The organism is Flectobacillus sp. BAB-3569 (assembly GCF_002270355.1).
Lineage (GTDB): Bacteria > Bacteroidota > Bacteroidia > Cytophagales > Spirosomataceae > Flectobacillus > Flectobacillus roseus.
Map to the genome: position 1 here is coordinate 113,666 of NZ_NJFZ01000013.1, position 19,717 is coordinate 133,382.

General features: G+C 37.1%; 14 protein-coding genes. 5 read left to right on the top strand and 9 right to left on the bottom strand.

Annotation, left to right across the window (positions count from 1 at the left end):
• Positions 1 to 67: 67 nt before the first annotated feature.
• On the top strand, positions 68 to 1,183 hold the full coding sequence (locus tag BWI92_RS13800; protein ID WP_229363093.1) for an endo-1,4-beta-xylanase: 1,116 nt from the start codon (positions 68 to 70) through the stop codon (positions 1,181 to 1,183).
• Between the two features lie 197 nt (positions 1,184 to 1,380).
• On the opposite strand, the gene BWI92_RS13805 is transcribed toward BWI92_RS13800, so the two are convergent.
• The gene (locus BWI92_RS13805; protein WP_095163876.1) at positions 1,381 to 2,256 is read right to left on the bottom strand and encodes a sialate O-acetylesterase; all 876 of its coding nucleotides are present in this window, start codon (positions 2,254 to 2,256) and stop codon (positions 1,381 to 1,383) included.
• 101 nt (positions 2,257 to 2,357) lie between these two features.
• Positions 2,358 to 4,289: a family 43 glycosylhydrolase gene (locus BWI92_RS13810; RefSeq protein WP_095163843.1), complete on the bottom strand. Its 1,932-nt coding sequence runs from the start codon at positions 4,287 to 4,289 to the stop codon at positions 2,358 to 2,360.
• Positions 4,290 to 5,072: 783 nt separating this feature from the next.
• Here BWI92_RS13810 and BWI92_RS13815 point away from each other — a divergent pair.
• From BWI92_RS13815 to BWI92_RS13825, 3 genes are all read left to right on the top strand, one after another.
• Positions 5,073 to 5,669 carry a redoxin domain-containing protein gene (locus tag BWI92_RS13815; RefSeq protein WP_095163844.1) on the top strand — a complete coding sequence of 199 codons (597 nt, stop codon included), beginning with the start codon at positions 5,073 to 5,075 and terminating at the stop codon, positions 5,667 to 5,669.
• A 410-nt stretch (positions 5,670 to 6,079) separates the two neighbouring features.
• Entirely contained in the window at positions 6,080 to 6,793 is a 714-nt protein-coding gene (locus BWI92_RS13820; protein WP_229363095.1) for a sulfite exporter TauE/SafE family protein, read from the top strand.
• Positions 6,794 to 7,203: 410 nt separating this feature from the next.
• Positions 7,204 to 9,768 (top strand): TonB-dependent receptor, encoded by a 2,565-nt coding sequence (locus BWI92_RS13825; protein ID WP_095163846.1) that lies wholly within the window; start codon positions 7,204 to 7,206, stop codon positions 9,766 to 9,768.
• A gap of 124 nt (positions 9,769 to 9,892) precedes the next feature.
• Here the strand turns inward: BWI92_RS13825 and BWI92_RS13830 are convergent, their stop codons facing one another.
• The 7 genes from BWI92_RS13830 to BWI92_RS13860 form a co-directional block, all read right to left on the bottom strand.
• Positions 9,893 to 11,170, bottom strand: coding sequence for a PAS domain-containing sensor histidine kinase (locus BWI92_RS13830; protein WP_095163847.1), 1,278 nt, complete (start codon positions 11,168 to 11,170; stop codon positions 9,893 to 9,895).
• A gap of 40 nt (positions 11,171 to 11,210) precedes the next feature.
• The gene (locus BWI92_RS13835; protein WP_095163848.1) at positions 11,211 to 12,581 is read right to left on the bottom strand and encodes a sigma-54 dependent transcriptional regulator; all 1,371 of its coding nucleotides are present in this window, start codon (positions 12,579 to 12,581) and stop codon (positions 11,211 to 11,213) included.
• A gap of 104 nt (positions 12,582 to 12,685) precedes the next feature.
• Positions 12,686 to 13,837 carry an ABC transporter permease gene (locus BWI92_RS13840; RefSeq protein WP_095163849.1) on the bottom strand — a complete coding sequence of 384 codons (1,152 nt, stop codon included), beginning with the start codon at positions 13,835 to 13,837 and terminating at the stop codon, positions 12,686 to 12,688.
• 40 nt (positions 13,838 to 13,877) lie between these two features.
• On the bottom strand, positions 13,878 to 15,122 hold the full coding sequence (locus BWI92_RS13845; RefSeq protein ID WP_095163850.1) for an ABC transporter permease: 1,245 nt from the start codon (positions 15,120 to 15,122) through the stop codon (positions 13,878 to 13,880).
• 202 nt (positions 15,123 to 15,324) lie between these two features.
• Positions 15,325 to 15,987 carry an ABC transporter ATP-binding protein gene (locus tag BWI92_RS13850; RefSeq protein ID WP_095163851.1) on the bottom strand — a complete coding sequence of 221 codons (663 nt, stop codon included), beginning with the start codon at positions 15,985 to 15,987 and terminating at the stop codon, positions 15,325 to 15,327.
• Positions 15,988 to 16,034: 47 nt separating this feature from the next.
• On the bottom strand, positions 16,035 to 17,474 hold the full coding sequence (locus BWI92_RS13855) for a TolC family protein (protein WP_095163852.1): 1,440 nt from the start codon (positions 17,472 to 17,474) through the stop codon (positions 16,035 to 16,037).
• The gene (locus BWI92_RS13860; protein ID WP_095163853.1) at positions 17,471 to 18,721 is read right to left on the bottom strand and encodes an efflux RND transporter periplasmic adaptor subunit; all 1,251 of its coding nucleotides are present in this window, start codon (positions 18,719 to 18,721) and stop codon (positions 17,471 to 17,473) included. The genes BWI92_RS13855 and BWI92_RS13860 overlap by 4 nt, the downstream gene beginning before the upstream one ends.
• A gap of 335 nt (positions 18,722 to 19,056) precedes the next feature.
• Between BWI92_RS13860 and BWI92_RS13865 the strand changes: the two genes are divergently transcribed.
• Positions 19,057 to 19,677, top strand: coding sequence for a recombinase family protein (locus BWI92_RS13865; protein WP_095163854.1), 621 nt, complete (start codon positions 19,057 to 19,059; stop codon positions 19,675 to 19,677).
• Positions 19,678 to 19,717 lie beyond the last annotated feature (40 nt).

Below are 19,717 nucleotides of genomic sequence, written 5' to 3' on the forward strand. Positions count from 1 at the left end.
TCTTTGCTAGGTCTCCCCTTTTACCTATCCCTTACAAAAATGTACTTGTAGTACACAACAAACGCGTATGATGAACACAAAAATCAAAACACTTTTAACGCTTGGGACTACTGTAGCCTGTCTACAAAGCGTGCAAGCACAAACACAGGGTAACTCTCTAAAATCAGCTTATCAAGAAGATTTCCTCATAGGAACAGCCCTTGGGACAGAGCACATTTTGGAAAGAAACGAAAAGGCTAATCAATTGATAAAGAAGGAGTTTAATGCTATTACTCCAGAAAATATCATGAAGTCTCAGTTGATTCACCCAGAAGTCGATAGATACAACTTTAGTCTGTCGGATAAGTTTGTAGATTATGGACTCAAAAACCAAATGTACATTGTGGGACACACTTTGGTATGGCATTCACAATTACCAAGTTTTGTACATAAAATAAGTAGTGCAGATTCGCTACGTATATTTATGAAAGAGCACATCAAAACCGTAATGGGACGCTACGCAGGCAAGATTAATAGCTGGGATGTGGTGAACGAAGCACTCAACGAGGATGGCACCTATCGCAAATCTATTTTCTTTAATAAACTAGGAGATTCCTATATCAAAGAAGCTTTTGAATTGGCCGCTCAAGTTGACCCAAAAGCCGAGTTATACTACAATGATTATAATATCGAACAGCCAGCCAAACGAAAAGGAGCAATTGCATTGATTAAAAAATTGCAAGAAAATGGAGTGAAAATAAACGGTGTAGGTATTCAAGGGCATTGGAGTATCAATTCAAATAACCTCAAAGATATCGAAGATTCAATTCTAGAGTTTTCACAAATGGGATTGAAAGTCGCTTTTACTGAATTGGATTTGACTGTACTGCCCAATCCTTGGGATTTGCGAGGTGCCGATGTAAATCAACGTTTTAAGGAAGATCCAAAAATGAATCCTTACAAAGATTCTCTACCTGATTCTGTCCAAAATGCGTTGGCAAATCGCTATTCTGAGCTTTTCAAGTTATTCTTGAAACATAAAGACAAAATCAGTCGCATCACTTTTTGGGGAGTAGATGACCGCCACTCTTGGCTCAATGGTTTTCCAATTCCTAATCGTACTAATTATCCTCTCTTATTTGACAGAGCTTTAGAACCGAAAAAAGCTTATCAAAGTTTGATAAGTCTTAAGGAAAGTAAGTAATAAAAATGAATTAGTGCTGTACAAAAGATTGTAAGAGCTATCTATTTCGGATATAATCTTTCGTACAGCACTAATTATGAGAGGTAAATATCTCAAGAATAACTCATTTGCTGTTGCCCACTTTATATTTTACTAAAATGATAAAAGCTTTTTGCCTAATGCCTACGGCTTACAGCCTGGAGCGTAATAATGCAATTTTATTTTGCATTATTACCTAATTTTTTCGACACAGGTACTTTATATCCCAACACGTCGAGCATCATAAAAGCGTATCTCTTACCTAGCTCACGATAGCCCGCTGCGTCGAAATGTAAATTATCTGCGGCATCTGTACAGCCTTTCGACGAGATGATACGAGCCGTTGGTATCGTTTTAGGAAGCGTAGCAATAATCGTATTCATACTTGCACAAATCCCTCCTTGCTCCGCATGAACCGTTTCGCCAGCCAATAATGGAACAGAATCAGGAGGTAAATTCAAATCTTGTAGAAGGTTATCATACACAATTTTAACTTTCTTTGTCCAAGTAGTATCATTCGTATTCGATTCCCCTTGATGTAACAAAATGCCTTTGATAACACCTTCTTTTTGTGCCAATTTCGCCATTTCTACCAATCTTCTGTAAGGATTTCCGTCATACTCCTTAATCATATTTTTCATCCAATTCGGAGCCACAGTTGCTACGTAAGAATCAGTTTTATCTTTATCAAAAAGTTCTATTTTACAGCCTCCAATAGATACATTTATTACCCCAACATTGACAGATGATGGCAAGTATTCTAACATGGTTCTTCCAAAATAATCAACTGGGGTCAACCCTGTATTGCAACGACAAAGCGGTGGTACTGCGGTGTACCATTGTCCCATTTTCCTGTTTAGATTTGGACAATCCAAAGCTTCCAATACCTTAAATCTTGGATTGACTCCAACGGTATCTTGTGGCTCAAACTTGGCATTTCCTTCCATATTTGATTGTCCTAAACTGAGGTAAATATGAAAATTAGGGTTTTGAGCAAAAGTTTTACCCAACACACAAACCATACATAATAAGATAAAAGCAATTTTCTTGTTCATAGTCATAAGTTGTTATTAGTTATTGCTTCAGTTGCAATACTGTTTAAAAAAGAAGTTCAAGACCTCGTCTTGAACTAGTAATAAGTAAGTAATTGGCTGAGCTAAGGTAAAAACTGAAGGGAGTTTATCTGCAAATCATGAGATTTACCTACAGGGAATTTTACAAAAATATCATGATGTCCAGCTATCGACTTAAGGCTTTTACGCACACTATTTTTACTGGCTGAATATGGGATTTTTGCCACTAATTTACCAGTTTTCAAATCATCTACCCAAAGCTCTACGACACCATCTGTTTTTGCATTGTATTGGATTTCAATTCCTTTAGCATTCTTTTTTTGGATGCCCAAATCCACGCCTGAAATCATTAGCCAACCACCGTTCTCAGAAGTATTAGTCACAGATTCTTGGTTGATTTTTTCGACTCCATAGAAATTACTCATCCCTACAGTAGGCAATTTTGAAAAACCATCTTTACAAATAAACCAATCAAAATCAGCACTTTGGTGTTCAGTAAATAATCCTATACTTGTCCCAACCCATGAGTTATAATTAGGTTGTACTTTATCCAAATTCTGTACCTGAATGGCATTTCCAACAGCTGTCCAACTGTTTCCATCACCACTGGCATACGCCTTTAGTTCATGAAGGTTTCTTTCGATTTTTAGCCAAACTACCTCGCCAAAGTTATTAGGAATACTCTGTGTATTGTTTTCAAAACTAAAGATAATCTTCTTGCCATTTTCAAATCCACTGTATAGTCGAACAATGACCGTTTGAGCACCATTGCTTAGATATAATCCTGCTTTTTCATTTTCGTTCTGGGCCTTAAAATCGAGCTTTGTAACCGCTGAGTAATAGTGATCTGTTTCTTTTTGCACAATACTTGTACGCAGTGAGTCTGGTGATAGCCTCAACCAACCTTTTCGAGCAGTTAAATTGTATAAATCTGCATGCTTCTTTTTCAAAAAATGCCAATTCAGAGAAAGATTCTTTGTCTCAAAATCATCCGAAGCCACGCTACGCCATGCAATACCCGATTTGGGTAAATTTGGTTTAGCAATAGGCTCGGTAGTTGGTGCCATACCCCACGGACGGTCACCTTCCCAAATAACAGGATAAAGCGCTGTTTGGCGACCAGTACCCGACCAATCATCTTGTCCATATTTTTCATAGCTTTGCCCAATAGTCCACCAAGTTCCATCGGCTAGTTGTACTGGTGCGGCAATATGATTAGGTCTTCTAAAGCCAACTTTATCATCAGTAATAGGTTTAAAAAATTCACCAAGACGCTCCCACTGCGTCGAATCACTCGTTAGTGACTTCCCCCTAAGTACATATTGTCCTCCCGAAACATCTCCTGCTGGGAAATAATAGTAATAACCATTGCGCTTACACATTACTGGTCCCTCTGCCCAACTATATTGGAGTTTGGCATTAACCCAATCAAGGTCAATTACAGAAGAGGTTAGTTGTCCATCTTTTCCTAGCTCCTGTAAACGGTTTGTTTTTTGACCGTTCTTAATGACCATATAAGGTTTTCCATCATCGTCTACAAAAATAGAATTATCATAACCCAATGGACCAGTTTTTGGATTTGACTTTACTTGAACTGGCTCTGACCAAGGACCCAAGGGAGAATCTGCCTTGCTAAACCATTGTCCATTGGCTGAAAAATAAATCCAGTAAGAACCATAGAAATAAGTAATAGCCCCTTGCCAAGTACCTGCCGAAGGGCGGTCGGTTACCCAATGCGCTTTTTGCGGGGGCAACACCCTGCTAATAACACGCCAATGTACCAAGTCTTTAGAGTGATAAATAGGCATATACGGTGTAAAATGAAAGCTTGAACCGCAATGATAGAAATCATCTCCAACTTTCAACAAAGTCGGATCTGGGTGATCACCAGGCAATACGGGGTTGACATAGGTTTTTACTTCGTGATAAAAGGAATTGTCATTTTGTGAAAAAGTAGGTGTAATTCCACCAAGAATTAATCCAATGAGTAATGTAACGAAGCTTAATTTTTTCATTTGTTATTTTATTAAAAACGTTTTAACAAGCGAGCATCATCTACATCCTTTACAATTGACAAAGCTTGACCATACCCTTACAAGGAGGCATGTTCAATGACATCATCTCTATTTATTTTCATAGTTATAGGCATGTAATTTTCAGTTAAAAGGTCTTCGCTTGAGGTTGTAAAATAAGTTGATGACTAAAAATTAGATTAGCACATTTTACTCGTTTTGTGTACTTAATGTTTAACACCATAAAAAAATACCCCAATTCTACCAAATGACACAAAAAGGTCAGAGTTTGGCAAGCATCACAATATGCGACTTACAAGATAAAATGTAGCAAGTAATGTTACTATCAAAGCCACATACAACTGGCTATCTATTATAATTTTTTTCAGCACTGATATTCAATATTTAGAAATGTTCATCTATTAGAGTAGAGTTGTACTTGTTTGTTTAAATGACTAGAAGACTTAGAAATACTATGAAGGAAACTATTTCTAAAGTTTGAATCTAATATTCACAAGCTATTCCAAGCTATTAACATTAGCTACTAAGCTCGGCTATTGGAAAAGTACAAACTCAACTCCAACAATCTATTGCTCTTCATTTAAACTTCTCACCTTCCTGAAACCTTCGAATAATAATGTCTACATTCGTATCATACTATAATACTCAAAAATTCATTTTGCATAATTCCTAGAATATAAAATCATAAGAAAAACAAATTTGTGTAGTTTTTACGAATAAAAATCTTTTATATTTATCTACTAAAACTATAGATTAAATATTAATATGATTCATTTCATCAAAACACGAAAAACACAACTCAACAAACTACTATCGAAAATATTAGGAGCAAGTAAGCAATTTCCATCATTCCATTTTACCAAAGAAAATGGAGATTGGAGTATTGATTTTCCTGAAGACAAACAACAATTTAGTCTCGAAGAAATTGCTCAAGGCAAGCCAATCTTGATTACTTATTATGTGCCAGAGTGGAAGGAATATGCCGAACAACAACTTTGGCTATTACAAAAATCTGTTAGACGATTGTCAGAGCTTGGCGTTCAAATACTTACGATTACCAACTTGAGTATTCCTAAAATAAAAGAACTAAAAAGCAGTGAAAAGCTCAACTTTTCTATCTATCATGATGATAATCAAGAGATTGCAAAAGCTATTGGGTTGTTGTCAGAACAAACGCCTTGTACTCATTTTTATGCGGGTATCTCCGAAAATATACCCCTACCAGCAAGCTTTTTAGTATTACCTAATGGGCTTATTATTCATCACTTTATCGATATCGAACTAAAATCCTATCTATCTTATAAAGAAATCGAGGTTTTTGTGAACAATTACAAGAATTTTGAATTTTCTTACAAATATTAGTCTATAAAGTATATAGATTTAATATTTATAATAATATTTTTGCACAACCAAACAGATTATATCAACTGACGCTGTAATGGGGTCCTTTGTTTGAACTAATGGTAGTCTATTTAATCAATCTAATGCAGCTAAGGGTGAAAGCGATGCTTTCACTCTTTCTTTAAAGCTCATAAATGTTTAAATGACTCTAGATATATAAATTGAATTCTTTGGAGTTTATTATTCTAACACTAGAACCCAAAAACAATCGTGCAAAAAATTCTTTCAAATCGCGCCGTATGGTATATCGCCCCTACAGTATTACTATTCAGTAGTTTTATTGTATTGATATATAGTGGAAATATCCATTTTCATGGTCTGCCATTCAAGATGGTTTTAACAGTGATTTCGGATTCTATGTACTTGTGGGATTGGGGGCACAATTAGTAGATGGAACTTTAGGAATGGCTTATGGTGTAACTTCTACTTCATTTCTATTGAGTTTAGGGGTGCCACCTGCCGTAAGTAGTACGAGCGTACACGTAGCCGAAATGTTTACAACAGGTGCTTCTGCCATTTCACATTTCAAGTTTGGTAATATCAACAAAAAGTTATTTCGCAACTTATTAATTCCGGGCGTATTAGCCTCTGTTACAGGTGCTTATTTACTGACCGATTTCATTGATGGAAATGTCATAAAACCTTACATTTCTATTTACATGATTATTTTGGGAATTATTATTATCAGAAAAGCACTTCAAAAAAATATTGTAAAACAACGTACGAAGCGTTTGGGATTGTTGGCTGTCTTCGGTGGTTTTATGGATTCTATTGGTGGTGGTGGTTGGGGACCAATCGTAACTTCATCGCTCTTGGGTAGAGGTCGCGACCCACGCTATACCATCGGTTCGGTTAACGCAGCAGAGTTTGCCGTTTCATTTGCCAGCGGTATTACTTTCTTACTTTTTGAAGGCGTCAATTCTTGGCAGGTAGTGTTGGGGTTGATTGTCGGTGGTACAATTGCCTCTCCACTAGGAGCAATTTTTGTTAACAAGGTAAAACGCAAACCTATGATGATTTTGGTTGGAACCTTAGTTATCATCATTAGCTTAAGAACAATTACCAAAGGTTTTCATCTAATCTAAATTTAAAACTGATATAAGTTTTAGGCTGTAAGCATTAAGCGAAAAAATTTCTATTTTGTCACTTTTGCTCTTTTAGCTTAAAGCACATTGCCTAAGGCATAAAACGGAGTAGTTCACTAGAATACTCCTTTTATTTTACCATAAAAGTATACAAATATCATATACTAAATAGACTTATAAAAATAAATTAACTATGTATTCTAAACCAAATGTATCACATTCAAATGCTTGTTTATCAATCCATTTGAATCAAATAGAAAGGCAGTATTTATTTTGTTGAAGCATAAAAAAGACCAAGAGGCGGCAACCTCATTGGTCTAGTTCAACTAAAGTAATCTCTATCACAGGATTTTGACAGCGAGCTTGGAACCGAGCTGTCGAGATATTTTTTAATTAAACAGTTAAATTTAATGAAAAAACTTTTATTTGTCATTATCGCCGTGGTGGCGGTAAGTGTATCGCATATTGTATCTGCTCAAAACAAACCAATTATCAATGCTACAGTATCAGGCAAAATTGTAGATTCAAAAACGAATGAACCACTCGTTGGTGCAGCCGTACAAATCAAAGGAACAACCAATGGTTCCACAACCGACGTAAACGGTGATTTCTCATTGATTACAGGTCAAAAACTTCCTTTCTCAGTGATTATTTCTTTCGTAGGTTATTTGAAAAAAGAAGTAGTTATCACAGCAGATAAAGCTGAAATCAAATTGGATGAAGATGTAAGTCAATTGGCAGATGTAGTAGTATATTCTCGTCGTCGCCAAGAGGCCGTTCAGGATATTCCTATTCCTATCGCGGTAATCCGTGGTGCAGCGGCAGAAGATGCAGGCGCATTTAACGTAAACCGTTTAAAGGAATTAGTACCAACAGTTCAACTTTATGCCTCAAATGCAAGAAATACAACCTTGAATATCAGAGGATTAGGCTCAACTTTCGGTTTAACAAATGATGGTATTGACCCGGGTGTTGGTTTTTATGTAGATGGTGTGTACTATGCTCGTCCAGCAGCTACAGCATTAGACTTTGTTGACATTGAGCGTGTTGAGGTTTTGCGTGGACCACAAGGAACCTTGTTTGGTAAAAACACTACAGCGGGTGCATTCAATATTACAACTCGTGAAGCTAGCTTTACGCCAAGTGCAAGTTTTGAATTGAGCTATGGTAACTACGGGTATATCCAAGCTAAAGGTTCTATTTCTGGACCAATCAACAAGCAATTGGCAGCAAGACTATCTTTTTCAGGTACACAAAGAGACGGTCTTCTTTACAATACAAAGACACAACAAAACATGAACGATATTAACAACTTAGGTACTAGAGGCCAGTTGTTATATACGCCTTCAGAAAAAGTAAAAATCACCTTGATTGGTGACTATACAGCTCAAAAACCTAACGGTTACGGCTGGCCAGTGGCTGGTGTAGTGACGACAAAACGCGCAGCCTATCGTCAATTCAACGCAATTATTGCTGATTTGAACTATAAATTACCTTATTCAAGTGCGTTTGAAAGAGTGTTAGATTTGGATACTCCTTCAAAAGCAGACAACAGTTTAGGTGGTGTATCTGCCAATGCAGATATTAAAATTGGTAACGGTACTTTGACTTCGACGACAGCATGGCGTTTTTGGAAATGGGTACCTTTGAATGACCGTGATTATACAGGTTTGCCAATTTTCACTATTTCTTCGGGTAATTCAGTACACGACCAATGGTCTCAAGAGTTACGTTACTCAGGAAAAGTTGCTGACAATTTGAGTGGTGTGATTGGCGTGTTTGGTTTATGGCAAGATTTGAAATCAGACCCTGTTCAAACAGAAGAAGCTGGTTCGGCACAATGGCGTTTTGCTCAAAGCTCAACAAGTGCGCTTTGGAAAACACCAGGCTTATTTGATAACTTCGGTATTCGTACAACTAACCGTATCCAAAGCACAAGTTTGGCAGCATTTGCTCAAGTAGACTGGGCGATAAACGATAAATTGCACGTATTGCCAGGTTTGCGTTACAATTATGACAAAAAGGTAGCCAACTACAAAAGAGAAACTTACGGTGGTTTGCAAACGACGGATGCGGCTTTATTAGCCTTGAAAAATGCAGTATATACCAATCAAGCATTTAATACAGATGTAAGTGAAAGTAATGTTTCAGGTCAGTTGACCTTACAATATAAAGCCTCTAAAAATATCAACGCTTACGGTACATACGCCATCAGTTACAAACCAGTAGGTATTAATATTGGTGGTTTGCCAACGGCAAATGGTCAAATCCTACTAGATCTAGCAAAAGTAAAGCCAGAAGGTGTAACTCACTATGAATTAGGCGTTAAAACTCGTCCTACAGCCAATTCATTCTTGAACATTGTTGTGTTTAATGACGATATTAAGGATTACCAAACACAAGTACAAACACCAGAACCAGGTGTAAACAGAGGTTATTTGGCTAATGCAGAGAAGGTTAGAGTGAGAGGTGTTGAAGTGGAAGGAAATGTAAGATTAACACACTTTACCTTCAACGGCTCGATTGCTTATACAGATGGTAAATACGTTTCATTCACAAATGCTCCAGTACCTTTGGAAGAAGTAGGTGGTACTCTAGCTTTTAAAGATGTTTCGGGAGGTGATCTTCCAGGTATTTCAAAATGGACAGGTTCATTTGGTGCTGAAGCTACAACTAAAGGTGTATTCTTTGGATTGAAAGGTAACTATTTCGTAGCGGCTGACGTTTATTTCCGTTCGAAATTCTCTTCAAGTCCATCACCTTCTCAGTATTTGAACATTGAAGGGTATTCATTATTGAATGGTCGTTTAGGTTTCAGAGCATCAAACGGTATCTCTATCTATGTTTGGGGAAGAAACCTTGCTAACACCGACTATTACGAGCAATTACTAGCAGCACCAGGTAGTGCAGGGCAATACGCAGGTATCCTTGTCGACCCTCGCACGTATGGCGTAACATTGAGATACTCGTTCTAGGTATTTAGTGAGTTAGTGAATGGTGAGTTAGTGAATTTTGAATTATTAACTAATGAAGACGCAAAGTATTGCGTTTCTACTGATAAGGAAAAAATCATCATTCACCAATTCACAACTAACTAATTCACTCAATACTAAAGCACGTCCAGCCGTCTTCATGGGTTTTTAGGGAGAATTGAAAATGATGATTCATTAATATTTCACGACATAACATGAGTCCAATTCCTTGTCCATCAGGTTTATTACTAAAGAATGGCGTGAATAATAAATGGGCTTGTTCGGGCGGAATGGGTATTCCATTATTTTTTATTTGTATTCCCTTTTCTGACAAAGTCACGATAATCTGATTTCCAGAATCACAAGCTTCAATTGCATTTTTTAATACATTCACCAGTACTTGCTCAATTTGCCCACGGTCAATCATCATCCATTTTTCTTTTTCTGGCGCTTTCCAAATCAACTCTATTCCTTTTTCGCTAGCACGACTTCTCCAGAGTTCCACCATATTTTCTAAGACTTCATTCAACGATTGTCTTTCGAGATGGGGCTGTGGCAAACGAACAACATCAGCAAACCTTCGCATAAACACACACAGTCGCTCGTTGCGGTCATACGCTACTTCTAAAGCATGTAGCAAATGAGGTTCCTCAACCATCTGTTGCGCTACATTCAAAATCGAGTTTACTGCTCCTATCGAATTATTTACCTCATGTGCCATCATTCTGATTACCTTGCCATAAGCCTTCTTTTCTGTAGCCAAAATTTCTGAAGTAAGTTCTTCAATCATCAAAAATGGTCTTGAAAATCCTTTATCCATAAAAAATGAACGCTGAATTTTGAACGTCGACAAGCCATTAATCTGAACAGTTTTTGATTCACCATCTTGCAATTCTTGTAAGGCATTCACAATTGGGTGACCAAGTACCGAAAGAGATTGATGAATAAATTGACCTTCTGAAATACCAAATAAATATTGTGCTTTAGGATTGATTTTCAATAAATTTCCATCAAAATCCAACACCAATATGGCAATTGGAGACGCTTGAATAAGTTTTTCTAGGAAAAAATGCTGTTCCGTTAACTGTATTCGTTCTGTCCTGAGCTGCACAATCATCTGGTTATATACTTCCACAAGCTGATCTAGCTCAGGCGTACCCGTAGGACGAAGTTTGATTGAAAAATCCTGATCACGCATAGCCTCAGTACCCATCAACAATAACTTAAAAGGTCGGTGAATAGCTTGGTAAAGTGCAACAGAAATTATCAATGAAAGTAACACAAGCACTTCCGAAATGATAAAGTACAATTTATTGGCAGATAAAACCTTAAAGGCTAACAACATGATAATGGCATGAAGAAAGCCCAAGTAAAGCAAATATCTTACTCGTAACGAAATACGCATCAGCTAAAGAAGTTGAAAAGGCTGTAATAGATTTTTTAAATTACTCTTCCGAATAAGGAATACCAAATTTTTCTAACCTACGATACAATGCAAACCGTGTAATACCCAACGACCGAGCTACTCGACTTATATTATTTTGATGGAAAGACATCGCTTTTCGTATCATCAAAAGCTCCATTTCTTCTAGTGTCAGTGTTCCTACTTCAGGAAACGCATTTTTGGGTGCAGAGTTAACCTGTGTGATGTTTTTCTGAAAATCGCTTATTTCCAACTGGTCATTTGGACTTAACAAAATCGTTTTTTCAACCAGATTTTTCAACTGACGAATATTCCCTGGCAACACCAATGTTTGTAACCATTGTAGGGCTTTTGATGAAATCTTAAGTTGCGGTCTTTCGTAAATAACTTTCAGATTATCAGCAAAATACATAGCTAAAGAAGCAATATCAGTAGGACGCTCTCGCAAAGCAGGGAGCTTAACAGAAATCAGGTTGATACGATAAAATAAGTCTTCTCTGAAAGTACCTTGAGCTACCATTTCTTCCAAATTGCGATTAGTTGCACAAATCACCCGAACGTCGACGGTTTTGGATTTACTACTTCCTAATGGCTCAAAGGTTCTATCTTGTAATACCCGCAGCAATTTTACCTGACTTGATAAATCTAAATCTCCAATTTCATCTAAAAATAAAGTACCACGATTAGCTAGTTCAAAACGTCCAATTCTGTCCGACTTGGCATCTGTAAATGCCCCACGCACGTGTCCAAAAAGTTCACTTTCAAACAGCGTAGCAGATATTCCTCCCAAATTTACTTTGACAAATGGGCGAATTCTTCTTTTACTATTTTGGTGAATAGCCTCAGCAATCAACTCTTTTCCTGTACCACTTTCGCCAGTTATCAGAACAGGAGCGTCAGTTGGCGCTACTCTTCCGATAGTTTCGAGAATAGATAAAAGTTGCGAATCTTCACCGACAATATGCTCAAAATCGAATTTTTGGTCTAACTTTTTTCGGGTAGAAATACTTTCCGTTTTTTCCTCTAAATCTAAAATCGTTCTGACAGATTGGAGTAAATGGTCATTTTTCCAAGGTTTGGTCAAGAAATCTTTTGCTCCTAATTTCATCCCCTCTACAGCCAAATCGATTGTCCCCCAGCCCGTTAGCAAAATAATCAAAACCTCAGGAAATTCGGCACGAAGCATTTTTAAGGCCTTCATTCCTTCCTCGCCAGAAGTTTCGATAGAAAAGTTAAGATCAAGAATAACTAAAACAGGTTTAAAAATAGGAATCAACTCCCTAGCCACAGCAGGAGAATCACAGGTTTTTACCTGAAATCCCGCCTGCTGTAGAAGGAGTTGTAAAGAGGTTTGAACAGCAAAATCGTCGTCGATGATGAGTATTTTATTCATTGAAAAGGTAAAAATTAGTATATAAGTTGTCAGGCATTAGGCAAAGAGTTTTAAATTATTTAGATATATTTTGCTTAATGCCCACAGCTGATAGCCTATTGCTGTTACGATTCGTGTAATACAATGGCTGGTTGGATTTTGGCAGCCTGTCGACTTGGATAAAAAGCACAAATCGTGACTAATCCGTATATAATTAAAATCGCCAAAACAATCGCCACCCAATATACTCCTGAAGCCAAATCAAAAACTTTCAGTGTGGGAAATTGTACGGCAAAGAGCAAGCCCACCAGTATAGCAAAGGTAGCAATAACCCACATTTCGGCAACAAACTGCTTTTGAATATCTGTCTCGGTAGCTCCCATCGCACGACGCACGCCAATTTCTTCACGGCGTTTGGCAATGTTTACTTTTAGTATTCCGAAAAGTCCCATAGCCACATTGAGCAACAAAAACCCTGCAATAATTGTAAATACAATCATTGGTACCAAGGCAAGATTATGTTGGTTTTGTCGCTGGTCTGTTAAATAACTCACTTCCACAGTCCAACCTACCAACATACTTCCGAGGTCTTTTACCAATTTTGCCTCAAAATTAGCGTCGGTTCCAGATTTGAGTTTTAAAACAATTTTTCCTTCCTCAGAGCGTGGCCACATCAATTGGAAGAAAGCAGGCTCATTTTTGGTAAACTCGCCTTTTGCTTTAAAATTATCAATTACACCAACCACAACTTTATTATCATCTAGCGTTTTTCCGATGGGATTTTCAGTGCCAAAAAGTGCATCAGCAGTCTTTTGATTAATCACCACAGGCTTATTTTTTGCCACAGAATCAGAGGATTGATACCAGCGCCCAGATTTCATTTTTATGTCAAAAACGTCTTCAAAATTTTCATCTGTGTAATAAATATCTGACAACGTACTAGTCTTTTTACGACTAATAGAACTATTCATTTGACTAAAAGAAAAAGGCGAATTAGAAGACATTTGACTTACTTTTTCTACCTCAGGATAAGCTTTTATTCTTTGTAAAACTTGAGCAAGCTTTTCCGCAGTCTGTACCGTATCTTGGTTACGAGACAAATCTATTGCCCACACTTGCTCATATTCAAAACCTAAGGATTCTCTATAATTATCAAGGTTAAAGGTTACCAAAGACATTACTCCGAATAGCACCATAAAAGATGCCCAAATTTCGATAATCAAAAGGAGATGACTTCCTTTTCGATTCCATATTAGTTTAATTAAATGCTGTATCATGATGTTTGAGTTTTGAGGATGATTTCGGTTTTATTAAAATCTATTGTCTTTTAAGTGCATCTATGACTTTCATTTTAGCCATTCTAAAAGCAGGTGCTACTCCAGAAAGTAAACCAAACACCAAACACACTAACAGACTTACTCCAAAAACAGGCAAATTGATGGTTAAATCAGAATACAGAATCAAGCCACTTCTATTAAACAAATAAATTCCGACACTTGTAATAATCAAGGCAATAGCTCCGCCAATAAATGTGATAAAGATGTTTTCGACAATAAACTGAAACGCCAATGTACGAGTTGGTGCGCCAAAGGCCTTACGTACACCTATTTCGGATGCTCTTTCCAAAATTCTACTTACATTGAGATTGACCAAGTTGATAGCAGGTAATCCCATGAGCATCAACAATACCAAACCTACTACTATATAAAATTTATTACCTATTTCTTGATGAAAAACACCATACAACATTGTATCCGTATAGGTTTGAGCATGGGTATCAATAATGGTGTACTTAGTATTTCCTATATTTATAGGTACTGGAATTTTGGATACATTATTATCAAACTCAGATTTTATTTCTGGAAAATCAGAAGAGCTATTTGCCTCTATAATTGCGACAAAAGTGCCTTGTAAGCCTGTTCTTTGATAATTGCTTTTGGGTAAATTATAAGGAAAAAACATATCCGAAAACGTCAGAATACGAGTAACTGGACCAGCTTTCACCACGCCAATTACCTTATATTTTTCATTATCGACTTCAACCATTTTTCCAATAACAGACTCAGATGAGCTATCAAAAAATTGTTCTCTCATTGCATCCGTAATAACAACCACATGGTCGCCATTGGCAATATTGGTTTGATTGAAGGGCTTTCCTTCCAAAAATTCATAATTCGTTATTTCCCAAAAATTAGTATCGCAATATTTTGTACTAACCTTTATCCGCTTGCCATTGATGTAGGAATTGGCAGAGGTAATCATGGAAGAAACACTTGTTCGCTTGGGGGTTTTGAGTGTTTCTATGTATTTTTTGTAAAAATCATAAGAGATAGGCCCTCCCATCTGAGAAGTTCTCGCAGAATCTTCCAAGAACAAATTCATGATATACAATGATTTATCACGATTTTGCTCTGGATAGTGGCTTCCTACCAAATGGTCAAGAAAAGAAGTAATCATCATCAACACCGTAAGGGTAATACTTATCCCAAACAAGGTAATGAAAGTATAGAAAGGATGCCTTAACAACACTTTCCATGCAATTTTGATATAGTTGAGTAACATATTTTTTGCGTTTTAAAAAGTATAACTTGATTTTAGTCTAAAGAATATTGGAGTACAAACTGCTATGTTTTTAAATAGAAAATCTAACCCCAACTATTGAATAAAGGATGGGATTGTGGTAAAAAAAGCATGTCAATACTTAATTAAAGTATTGATTATTAAAATTTTACACTCACAATTCAGCACTCAAAACTCAACACTCTTAATAAACTTGTGTTCCATCAAACAAACGAATCAAACGATGGGTTTTCTTTGCCATACTTTCGTCGTGCGTTACCATCACAATGGTGCAACCTTCGGCGTTGAGCTGTAGAAGAATATTCAAGATTTCGTTACCCATCGCACTATCCAAGTTACCCGTAGGTTCATCCGCCAAGATAATATCTGGCTTGCCTACAATGGCACGTGCAATAGCCACACGCTGTTTTTGTCCACCTGAAAGTTGATTCGGGAAGTGCTTCATACGATTGCTCAAGCCTACTTTTTCGAGTGCTTCTCGAGCGGCCTCTCTTCTGAATTGGGCAGAAGAGTTACGGTATAAAAGCGGAATTTCTACATTATCAAGCACAGACAAATCATTAATCAAATGAAAACTTTGGAAAATAAAACCAATTTTTTGATTGCGAAGGCTCGCTAAGGCTTTGTCTGTATATTGTTCAACATGCTTTTGATCGATGAGAATATCGCCTTTAGTAGGCTCATCCAAAAGCCCCATGATATTGAGCAAGGTACTCTTTCCGCAACCCGACGGACCCATAATGGAGACAAATTCTCCCTTCTTAATATCAATGTTGATGTTATTTAAGGCTAATGTTTCGATGGTACTCGTCTGGTACACTTTTTCGATGTTGTTTAATGTAATCATAGAGGATTTGTTGTTTAATGTCCTAAGAATAAATAGGCTTAGGTCGGTTATTTGACTAATAATTTTTGATTGAGTTCAAAATCGTATAATGTGTAAAGTCTTAGCTTGAAATAGGCTTGCCAATAGTCTCTCAAAGCCTGAATATAGTCACGTTTGGCACGGTCTTTTTCTTGTAAAGCAATCCCTAAATCTGTAATGCTTAAGTCACTAAGGATAAATCGATCTTGTGCAATCTGGTAACGATTTGTAGCAATATCATCGGTTTCCTTGGTCAGAGTTACTTGCTTTTGGAGCATTTCGAACAAAGTTACTTGGGTATAAATTTCTTGTTGAAATGTAAGTTTGTCTTGTTCTACACTTTGCTGAGCATATTGCAAGTTAGCTTTTGCCGTTTCAACTCTTGCCTTAGAGCGCCCCCAGTCCATTATAGGGAGGGTAAACTGAATTTCTACAAACTGTCTATCCTGTGGTTTTTTGTAAACATCCAAAGGCGTATCTCCCCTATTGGATAAGCCTAAGGCTAAATTCAAATTGGCATTCAAACCATTTTCCTTTTTAGCTTTTTCCATATCTCGTTCCGCTTCTAGCATTCTTCTTCTAAAAGCAATAGCATCCGAGCGATTTCCCAAAGCTTCTGATAAAGCTTTTTTTTCATCTACCTCAAACAAACGAATCTGAGCAGGAATCAACAAATCAAACGATGCTTCGTCGCGATAGCCAATAAATGTTTTGAGTTTCAGACGAGCTACTTCTGCTTGCTGTTTGGCAGAAGCTAAATCCTTTTGAGCATTCAATACAGATAGACGAATTTGTAATAAATCATTTTCAGATATTTTGCCGAGACTCAACCGCTGTTCGGCAATCTTCATGAGCACCTCATTATTTTCAAGATTCTTGTGAGCAATTTGCAAATTTACCTGCGCCAATAACAAGTCAAAATAATACTCTGAGGTCGCCAAGGAGATTTTCTCCATATTTTCAATTAACTGTTGTTCACTTTCGGCGTATTTGAGTGGTTCTATTAGTTTGTCCCATTTCATCAAATTAAATCGAAAAAGGGGTTGGTTCAAACCAAAAGCCAGAGGAACACCATTGTAAAGTGTCAATTTATTTTGAAAATCATCGAATCGTTGTAATTGATTCTGAACATAAATCACACCACCTGTTTTGGCAATACTTTGGCTCAAGGACAAAGTCAGCGTTGAGTTGTTGTTGGAAACAGACTGAAAAGCAATGGCTCCATCGGGTTGTTGTACTTGAATAAACGAGCGAGTAAAACTAGGTAATGTGCCTCCTAGGCTTAACTGTGGCTTATAATCTGCCAAAAAGGTTTTGTATTGCCAATAATTCGTGGCCTTTTGCGTATGAGCTTGGGTCGCAGAAATGGATTTTTCTCTTGCTAATAAAATCGCACCATCCAAACTCAAGGCTGGTTGTTGAGCCCAAGTATTCCAACTAATCAGCCATAAAAAAAGTATCTTTCTCATGGTTCAATCTGAATTTGGTCTAGGTGTTTGTATTGACTCATATCGGTAATAATCACTTTTTCGCCAGGTTTTAGTCCTTGTTTTATTTCTACAAAATCAAAATTACTTAACCCCGTTTCGATTTCTCTTCGTCTGGCAGTTTTCGAATTTTCTAGTACAAAAACAGGCAGTTTTCTTTTTCCATTAAATGCTGGACCATTAGCAATTCTAATCACATGAGATACCTTTTGAGTAATAACATATACTTCCACTTTCATATTGGGTCTTAGCAAAGCACTTCGATTGTCGTCTAGGCTGATCGCAAATTGTATCACGCCATTCGAAACAGCTGGTTTGATTTGCACAACCATTCCTCTCAAAGCTTGATCGTTGATTCTCACGATTACTGGTAAGCCTATTTTGAGTTGCTCCGCATAGACATCCGAACACGAGCCTTCCACTCTAAAACTTCCCAAATCTGCAAGTTTTGCTAGCATTTCGCCCTCATTGACAGCCGTACCAATTTTGTCATTTACCCAAGTCAATACACCCGCACGGTCGGCAACGATATCTGCCATTTTAATTTTGTGCTTCAATTCTTGCAAGTTTTTTTCTTCGATGGAAGCTTGTAATGTGTAGTCTTTTAGATTGGCACCAACCGATTTTTTGTTATATCCCAACTCATTTTCCAATTGAGATTTTTCCAGTTCTGCAATTCTCAAGGCATTTTCGGCTTTTGTTACATCTTCTTGTGTGCGACCTCCTACTTTCTGGAGTCGTTTGGTATCTTCAAGTTCTGCTTTCAGACGGTTAATATTGAGCTGTTTGACTTTATCGTTGATGTCAGAATCGAAAATCTTTTTATTCAAATCCATCTTCAATTTCTCTATACTATTTTGTTTGAGCGCCAACTGGTCTTTAAGTTTTTCTAGCTCTATCATCGTCAAGGATTTATCCAACTCCACAATGGGTTGCCCTTTCTGAATTTTGGCACCCACCGTAAAATATACCTGCTTCACACTAGCCTTGATAGGTGTAGTAATGATTTGCTCAAAAGCAGGAATCACTTCTCCTGTAGCGGTTAAGGTGTTCTCAACATCTCCCATTTCAGTAGTAGCAATCCGAATTTTATTGGCCTTAATAGATGATTGTAAAGTATTGTTTAAAAAGTACACCGCAATACCCAAACCACCTGCAAGGAGTGCCACGGTAGTCCAACGTTTGTATTGCTTACGCTTGACTAGGTCTTTAGAGATTTCTTTGTCCATAATTGTAATGATTATTTGTATATAGTGATTCCAAACACAATGCCAAAGCATAAGCACCTAAAAATCAATAGATTACAATAGGGCATGAATATAAAAACTGTGCGATTTCGAACACCTTGTGCGGATATGAACGTAGGTGAGTATATGTTCAGGACAAAAAAAGGAAAGCTGAGTATTCAGAACAGAAATTGACTATATTTACCAAAATGATTTACCTGATTTGGGTAGAAAAATCTGACTTCAGAAAACTTTAGCAAACAAAAACTCAATGGATAAATTTTTGTTGAAAGATTATCCTCTTTCAATCAGAGCTTTATCAAGATACTTTATACAATATGAAAATCGGTTATGCACGTGTAAGTACACAAGAACAAACGCTCGACCTACAAATTGATGCATTAAAAAAATATGGCTGTGAAAATATTTTTACAGACAAAGTTTCTGGTCTGAAGGCACACAAACCAGAGTTTGAAGAAATGATGAAATTTGTTCGAGAAGGAGATACGGTTGTAATCTGGAAACTCGATCGTTTGGGGCGGTCGACCAAGCATTTGATTGATTTGGTAGCAGAGTTGGAAAGACGTAAAATCAACCTTGTTTCACTCAATGACCCTATTGATACTACTTCACCAAGTGGAATTTTAGTGTTCCAAATTTTCTGTGCATTAGCAGAACACGAAAGAAATATCATTGTGCAAAGAACGAAAGCAGGATTGGCTTCGGCGCGTGCCCGTGGACGCATGGGTGGTCGTCCCAAAGGTTTGTTGCCTAAATACCAAGATATTGCTCCTGCCGTAAAAGAACTTTATGATGCTCAAAAACTTTCGACTACGCAAATTATGAAGTTCTTCAAAATTGGAAGTCGTCGTACTTTTTACAAAATTTTGGCACATGCAGGGGTTAAGGTTCAGGGCTTTACCAAAAAACGAACTCGTCGCAAAGAAGATCCTCAATAATCTAATCTCGTTCTAATGCACTTTATACCAATGTATTAAA

Bases quoted from the DNA above. Each gene is read 5' to 3' on its own strand.
- BWI92_RS13800 (WP_229363093.1), top strand. From the start codon at position 68: ATGATGAACACAAAAATCAAAACACTTTTAACGCTTGGGACTACTGTA.
- BWI92_RS13805 (WP_095163876.1), bottom strand. From the start codon at position 2,256: ATGAACAAGAAAATTGCTTTTATCTTATTATGTATGGTTTGTGTGTTG.
- BWI92_RS13810 (WP_095163843.1), bottom strand. From the start codon at position 4,289: ATGAAAAAATTAAGCTTCGTTACATTACTCATTGGATTAATTCTTGGT.
- BWI92_RS13815 (WP_095163844.1), top strand. From the start codon at position 5,073: ATGATTCATTTCATCAAAACACGAAAAACACAACTCAACAAACTACTA.
- BWI92_RS13825 (WP_095163846.1), top strand. From the start codon at position 7,204: ATGAAAAAACTTTTATTTGTCATTATCGCCGTGGTGGCGGTAAGTGTA.
- BWI92_RS13830 (WP_095163847.1), bottom strand. From the start codon at position 11,170: ATGCGTATTTCGTTACGAGTAAGATATTTGCTTTACTTGGGCTTTCTT.
- BWI92_RS13835 (WP_095163848.1), bottom strand. From the start codon at position 12,581: ATGAATAAAATACTCATCATCGACGACGATTTTGCTGTTCAAACCTCT.
- BWI92_RS13840 (WP_095163849.1), bottom strand. From the start codon at position 13,837: ATGATACAGCATTTAATTAAACTAATATGGAATCGAAAAGGAAGTCAT.
- BWI92_RS13845 (WP_095163850.1), bottom strand. From the start codon at position 15,122: ATGTTACTCAACTATATCAAAATTGCATGGAAAGTGTTGTTAAGGCAT.
- BWI92_RS13850 (WP_095163851.1), bottom strand. From the start codon at position 15,987: ATGATTACATTAAACAACATCGAAAAAGTGTACCAGACGAGTACCATC.
- BWI92_RS13855 (WP_095163852.1), bottom strand. From the start codon at position 17,474: ATGAGAAAGATACTTTTTTTATGGCTGATTAGTTGGAATACTTGGGCT.
- BWI92_RS13860 (WP_095163853.1), bottom strand. From the start codon at position 18,721: ATGGACAAAGAAATCTCTAAAGACCTAGTCAAGCGTAAGCAATACAAA.
- BWI92_RS13865 (WP_095163854.1), top strand. From the start codon at position 19,057: ATGAAAATCGGTTATGCACGTGTAAGTACACAAGAACAAACGCTCGAC.